Origin of the sequence: Streptococcus peroris ATCC 700780, assembly GCF_000187585.1 — a bacterium.
Classification (GTDB): Bacteria; Bacillota; Bacilli; order Lactobacillales; family Streptococcaceae; genus Streptococcus; species Streptococcus peroris.
The window spans coordinates 262,458-268,930 of the sequence record NZ_GL732463.1 but is presented as its reverse complement, the minus strand read 5'-3'; the positions used below and the strand labels follow the sequence as shown (position 1 = coordinate 268,930).

Here is a 6,473-nt window from a genome sequence, read left to right as displayed (position 1 = left end):
CCTTTCTAATTTCTAAACATTAATAATTTCTCTCGCCAAACAAACCTTCTGGTAAATCATGGAATCCCTTTCCTGCCTTGAAGTTTTCAAATTTACCTAGCAAGAACTGGTAGGCATCCAAGCGACTCTCGTAGCGAATCATGGCATCTTTAGCGCGCTCATCTTGATCTTCTTCATAGACCTTTTGACTTTCCTTAAGAGCCATATCATTGATCATAATCTGGGTATTAACCCAGGCTTCAAATTCCTTCATAAATTCTTGCTCGTAACTCATTTTTTCTCCTTATTCTAATCCACGGAAAAAGTCTGTATCAATCTCACGGTAGGGTTGGATGTCCTGAACATATTCCAAGACTCCTTGAAACTCTCCTGCTTGATCGTGGACAGCTGCGTAAGTGACATGGACAAACTTCCCACGTGATTCTGACTTGAACCACATCTCGTACTTGTCTTTTTTCCCTTCACGAAGACCTTGCATAATCGCTTTGACCTTCTCCAAATATTTTGGTGGATGGCATAGTTCGACATTTCGTCCAACCTGAGACGGTGTCCGCTTGAAAATCATTTCATCCGCTGGAGTATTGTCATTATAATACTGGAAGATATCATCCTTATTAACAAAGGTAATCTCCATAGGTAGATGGTTGAGGATTAGATTTGCCTGTTCAACTGAGAGATAGCCATTGCCAAAAGCCTGCTGGCTATTGCGATCTAGCACCGATTCCTTTTCCTTTGGTGTAAAGGTGATAGTAAACTGACCTTCTGGTGTATCAATCACTTGCTGAACTTGTCCATCTACAGTTTCTGGCTGAGTTGGTTCTTCTACACTTTTTTCCTCAACAAAAGGTTGACGTTCAGGAACCCATTTCTCAGACGGACGGATAATAGCATATCCATAGGCATCACTTTCCTCAGCAATCTGAATCCAGTCATCCTGGGTAAAGGATTCAAGCAGAATCATGAGAAGGATGGACTCTTCCTTGAAAATCATACTTTCAAATTCTGTCGCAAAAGCTTCAAAATCTTTCTTTACAGTACTAATGGATACCTCTGGTAGTGACTTGACTGTAGACATGGCTTTTTGATAGAGTTCCCTAATCTGGTCATCCACTCCCCACATAACCTTTGGTGGTGAATCATGTCCATAACGCTCCATGATAGGAAAGAAGAGTTCTTCCTTGCGTTGATAGTGACGGTCAAACTGCCCTACAAGTCCCATTTGGCAAACCAAACCCTTACGCATTTCCGCAAGCATTTCCTCGTCTTCCATTGACTCATAAGTGTCTAACAATCTACGAACACGAATCAAGGCTGCACGAAGAGCTAGATTTTCGTCCTTAAAGACACGCACAGGATGACCTGGATGTTCTGTATCCTCAACTTCAACGCCCTTCACGGCGTTTTTAAAAAGATTAGCATGGACATCACAGAGTTCCATGACATCTTCGAAGGTGACACCTGAATCCGAGTTCATCAACTCATGCTCCATGAGGGAAATCTCAATGGCTGAAACGCCTGTAAAGGTTGCATCAAAGCGCTCCTGAACGGATTCAGGAGAGGCCCCATTATGCAATTCTAATAAAATATCCCGAAGGACATGAATTCGTTCATCTGCCATTAATCTAATCCAATCACTTCGTAACCATTTGCTTCAAGTGTACGCACAATCTTATCCATAGGAGTTCCTTCAAGTTTAGAGCCTTGTTTAAGAGATACTTTCCGACCAACTGTATTGCGCATGATTGGGTTGGCGAGAGGTTTAAAACCGAGCTCCACTAGGATTTCCAAAACTTCGGGATGCTTGTCCACCACTTCCGCAACAGGAATAGAAACGTCAATAATATTATCCATCACAACCTCCGTTACATTCTTTCACTGGTTTTTCTTTTCTTATTATACCACAAGGCATGGGATAAAAAAACTAGCAGTACAAGCCTGCTAGTTTTATATAAGGTTATTTATTTCACTTATCTCCATTCCAGGATTGAATCACTCGGAAATCGTTCAATCTTTATCATCTGATTTTAGCAATCCTTGTGCCATATCCATTAGCTTATCTGCAATAAATAATTTACCCAAGCCAACAACAATATTCTCATCCTTTTTCATCGTTTTTAAGACTTTGAGCCCTTGCATCGTAAAAAAGTAATTTCCATAAGTTTTAGCCAGAATTTTTATGATACCCATATTACTCTCCTTCGATGATTTCTGCTTCTTTTCGAATCGTTTCTACATCTCTTTGATACTGAGCTTCACTATAATTGACTAGTTTGGATAATTCTCTTTGCAAACTTTTACCCATAGGCTTCATGGTTGTATAAGTTAAACCACCTGAGACAATACCTCCTAGAATTGGGATAACTTTGCCCATTCCTTTAGCAAAGCCTCCTCTTGTCAGATTCACCCCAAAAATTTTCAAAACTTTTTCTAAAATAGGATACCACAAAGTTTTAGCTAAAGCCTTTTGAGGTACTGTTTTCATGACATGCTTGGCAACTGAAACTCCTCCAACCCGAAGAAGGGCTCCAGCACTATTGACCCCAAGCATAACTCCGAGATAGAGTAAGAGTGTATTTTTAGCTTCGTCACTTAATTCATTTCGAGAAGCCCAAAGATCATCATAACCATAAATATATCCCAATTCTTGCGCCAATTTTAATGAAAAAGCATAAAATTGAGCCACATCTGTTGGAATAGTGATTGCAAGGGCTAGTCCTCCAGGTATACCAGCGATAACAGAAGTCCCACTTGCTAATAAAACATTATCCTTAATACAAGAATCAGCAACTTTATCTAAAACATCTTGCGATAATAGGGCTGTTGGTCCTTCTTCTAAGAGTCTAGGAATATCCTTGGGATTCAATACTTTGGAAAATTTATCAACTAAAAATTTTGACCGATCAACTTTGACGACAGGAAGTTTCACGACTTGTTGCAATACTTGCAAAGCTACATCTTGTTTAGACATCTTGAGTGTTCTCTTTTTCTTTCAATTTGAACTATATCATATCATATTTACTTGAGAAATGAAATTTTAAGAACTTTTTTCTTATTGGAATTTGAGTTCAACAAAGCCTCACTCTTCCAAACAAAAAAGAGGGATTTCCCTCTTTCTTAATTCTTATCCAGATTGCGTAGCATCTCGTCAATCTTGTTTCCATACTCGATGGATTCGTCTTTGACGAAGGTCAAGTCTGGAATTTTATACAATTTCAAATTGTTACCAAGTTCACGTTTGATAGTACCAGTTGCTTTTTCAAGACCAATTTGAGCCTTTTGATTATCTGAAGCGAGGTCGCTTAAAATGGTGTAGTAGACCTTAGCCACAGACAAATCACCTAGCATCTGAACATCTGTGATAGTCACGCCTTGGACACGCGGATCACGGACTTTTTTTTGCAAAATCTCATTGACTTCACGCTTGATTTCCATGCCCACACGGTCCGTACGGAAATGATTTGCCATGCTATTCCTTCCTCTCTATTGAATCAAAAGCTAGGCCAGCAGACCTAGCTATTTTTAAACTGATTGATTGTCAGTTCAAATTGAAACGAAGTTCAGTTTGAACTCATCTGCTTCTTTCGACGTGGTGAAAGTGATTGGACTGATAATTCAGTCCAATCACAGGGGATTTTTGAGACACTAGGCTCAAAAATAAGCAATGAAACCATCGGTTTGCTTGCGTCCCTCACCACCTAAGAAAGGAGCAAAAATCTTATCGTTTGATTTCTTCCATGATATAGGCCTCAATCACGTCGTCAGTCTGGATATCATTGTAGCCATCAATCATGAGACCACCTTCACGGCCGTTAGTAACTTCTTTGACATCATCCTTGAAGTGTTTTAAGCTAGCGAGGTCTCCATCATAAATAACGACACCATCACGAATGACACGGACTTTAGAGTCACGGGTAACTTTACCACTGGTAACCATAAATCCACCGATTGTTCCCACTTTAGAGACTTTGAAGGTTTCACGAATAATTGCTTCACCGATGACTTTTTCTTCAAATTCTGGATCGAGCAATCCTTTCATGGCTTCTTCCATCTCTTCAATCACCTTGTAGATGATGCTGTGGAGACGGATTTCTACATCGTCTGCTTCTGCTTGTTGACGAGCTTGTGGTGTAGGACGTACGTTGAAACCAACGATAAAGGCATTTGAAGCTTCAGCAAGAGTTACGTCAGATTCATTGATGGCACCAACTGCTGCATGGACGATTGTAACTTTTACACCTTCAACATCAATCTTTTGTAGTGAGGCAGAAAGGGCCTCAACAGAACCTTGTACATCTGCCTTGATAATGACGTTAACAGACTTGAGTTCACCTGCTTTAAGAGTATCGAAGAGATTTTCAAGGCTGACACGTTGGGTTACTTGACGTTGTTTCATAAGAGCGCGTTTTGCACGTTCTTCACCTGCTGCACGAGCAGATTTTTCATCTTCGTATACGGCAAAGTGGTCACCTGCCATTGGAGCTTCGTTCAAACCTGTAATAGAAACTGGTGTTGACGGTCCAGCAACCTTAACACGACGTCCAAGGTCATTAGTCATGGCACGAACACGTCCGAAAGTATTACCAACAACGATTGGATCTTGAACGTTCAAAGTACCTTGTTGAACAAGGAGGGTTGCAACCGCACCTTTCCCTTTATCCAAGCGTGCTTCGATAACGGTACCAATAGCACGAACTGTTGGGTCTGCTTTGAGTTCTTGGATTTCAGCTACAAGAAGTACAGTTTCCAAGAGTTCATCGATATTTTGGTTAAATTTCGCTGAAATTTCTACAAACTCAGAATCTCCACCCCAAGCTGTTGACATAACACCATGCTCTGCCAACTCTCCGATAACACGTTCTGGGTTGGCACCTGGCTTATCAATTTTGTTAATAGCAACGATGATTGGAACATTAGCTGCTTTTGAGTGGTTGATGGCTTCGATAGTTTGAGGCATAACTCCGTCATCAGCCGCTACGACCAAGATGGTAATATCGGTAACAGAGGCACCACGTGCACGCATTGAAGTAAAGGCCGCGTGTCCTGGTGTATCAAGGAAAGTAATTTTCTTACCACCTTCGACGATTTGGTAGGCACCGATATGTTGTGTAATACCGCCTGCTTCACCTGTCGCAACACGAGAATTACGAAGCGTATCCAAAAGGGTTGTCTTCCCGTGGTCAACGTGTCCCATGATGGTTACAACTGGTGGACGTTCAACCAACTCGTCCTCGTTGAGATAACCATCTTCTACGAAGAAACGTTCGATATCAGCATTGTCAACTTCAACTTTTTGTTTCGCTTCAATTCCGTAATCAACCATGAGAAGCTCGATTGTATCACCATCTAAAGATTGGTTTTGAGTGGCCATAACGCCCATCATAAAGAGTTTCTTAACAATTTCAGCTGGTTCACGTTTGATACGTTTTGCAATTTCCGCAACAGTCATACCATCTGTGTATTCAAATTCTGTTGGCAATTCGTGGAATTTGCGTTCTGTAACAGGTTTTGAAGCCTGATTATGGTTATTTTGCTTATTGCCCTTTTTATTTTTCTTATTGTTATTCCAGTTACTGTTCTTTTGATTTCTCACTTGATTTTGGTTACTTCGATTCTTTTGTTGTTTTCTTGGACCATCTTCCTCGCGATCGTAATCATCACGATCTTTGTCTGGTCGGGCTTGTTTTTTACGACGTGTATCCACTACAGGCTCTTTGACTACAGGAGCTACTTCAACCACTTGCTGAGTTTGTTCAGCTAGTTTAGCAGCCTCCTCAAAGATTTCCTCTGGTTCTTTGCGCTTGTTAGCTTGAGCCAAGGCTTCTTTAGCTTCCCGAGACTGTTTGAAGCGTTCCTCGCTTGAGCGTGCGTATTCGGCATTTTGCTCTGCCTTCAGGGCTGCTGCACGAGCCTTGAAATCAATACGTGGACCAGCTTGGTTGGGACGATTATCGGCTTGTTGGCGGCGATCATTCCCACGATTCCCTTGACCTTGTTGTTTCTTAGTTTGGTCATTAAAACGGCGGTTGTCGCGGTTTCCTTGACCTGGTTTTCCGCCATTACGGTTATCGTTCTTTTGACGGTTTCCGTTTTGTTGTTGGTCGCGGTTGTTGCCCTTGTTTTGCTTGCGTCGTTCTGCCTGCTCTTTTGCACGAGCTTCACGCTCTGCTTTGAAGTTTCGGCTCTGTGGTCTAGCAGCTACTACTTTTTCTTCCTTAGAAGCTACTGGTGTTTCAGATTTCTTTTCTACCTTCGCTTCACTTGCTTTTGGTGCTACAGGTTTTGCCTCTGCTTTAGGAGCAGCAGGTTTAAAGCTAGCTACGATTTTTTCAGCAACATCGGCTTCAACGCTTGACGAGTGGCTCTTCACTTCCAAGCCCAACTCTTTTGCACGCGCTACAACTTCTTTACTTTCTTTTCCAAGTTCTTTTGCGATTTCGTACAATCTTTTCTTAGACAAATCATGTCCTCCTCTT

General features: G+C 41.5%; 7 protein-coding genes. All 7 read right to left on the bottom strand.

All coding sequences use genetic code 11. From position 1 onward, the window contains the following. Nucleotides 1–19: 19 nt before the first annotated feature. The 7 genes from HMPREF9180_RS03230 to infB all read right to left on the bottom strand — a co-directional run bounded on the left by HMPREF9180_RS03230 (nt 20) and on the right by infB (nt 6,457). Nucleotides 20–274 carry a DUF1912 family protein gene (locus HMPREF9180_RS03230; RefSeq protein WP_004251830.1) on the bottom strand — a complete coding sequence of 85 codons (255 nt, stop codon included), beginning with the start codon at nt 272–274 and terminating at the stop codon, nt 20–22. Between the two features lie 9 nt (nt 275–283). Continuing rightward, on the bottom strand, nt 284–1,618 hold the full coding sequence (locus HMPREF9180_RS03225) for a DUF438 domain-containing protein (RefSeq protein WP_006144976.1): 1,335 nt from the start codon (nt 1,616–1,618) through the stop codon (nt 284–286). Then, nucleotides 1,618–1,851 carry a DUF1858 domain-containing protein gene (locus HMPREF9180_RS03220; RefSeq protein WP_006144975.1) on the bottom strand — a complete coding sequence of 78 codons (234 nt, stop codon included), beginning with the start codon at nt 1,849–1,851 and terminating at the stop codon, nt 1,618–1,620. Before HMPREF9180_RS03220 ends, HMPREF9180_RS03225 begins: the two co-directional genes overlap by 1 nt. Before the next feature lie 153 nt (nt 1,852–2,004). Continuing rightward, nucleotides 2,005–2,187 (bottom strand): hypothetical protein, encoded by a 183-nt coding sequence (locus tag HMPREF9180_RS03215; RefSeq protein WP_006144974.1) that lies wholly within the window; start codon nt 2,185–2,187, stop codon nt 2,005–2,007. A 1-nt stretch (nt 2,188) separates the two neighbouring features. Beyond that, nucleotides 2,189–2,968: a hypothetical protein gene (locus HMPREF9180_RS03210; protein WP_006144973.1), complete on the bottom strand. Its 780-nt coding sequence runs from the start codon at nt 2,966–2,968 to the stop codon at nt 2,189–2,191. Between the two features lie 146 nt (nt 2,969–3,114). Continuing rightward, a complete protein-coding gene (gene rbfA / locus HMPREF9180_RS03205) occupies nt 3,115–3,465 on the bottom strand; it encodes a 30S ribosome-binding factor RbfA (RefSeq protein WP_006144972.1) in 351 nt (116 codons plus the stop codon). Between the two features lie 250 nt (nt 3,466–3,715). Further along, entirely contained in the window at nt 3,716–6,457 is a 2,742-nt protein-coding gene (infB, locus tag HMPREF9180_RS03200; protein WP_006144967.1) for a translation initiation factor IF-2, read from the bottom strand. Nucleotides 6,458–6,473 lie beyond the last annotated feature (16 nt).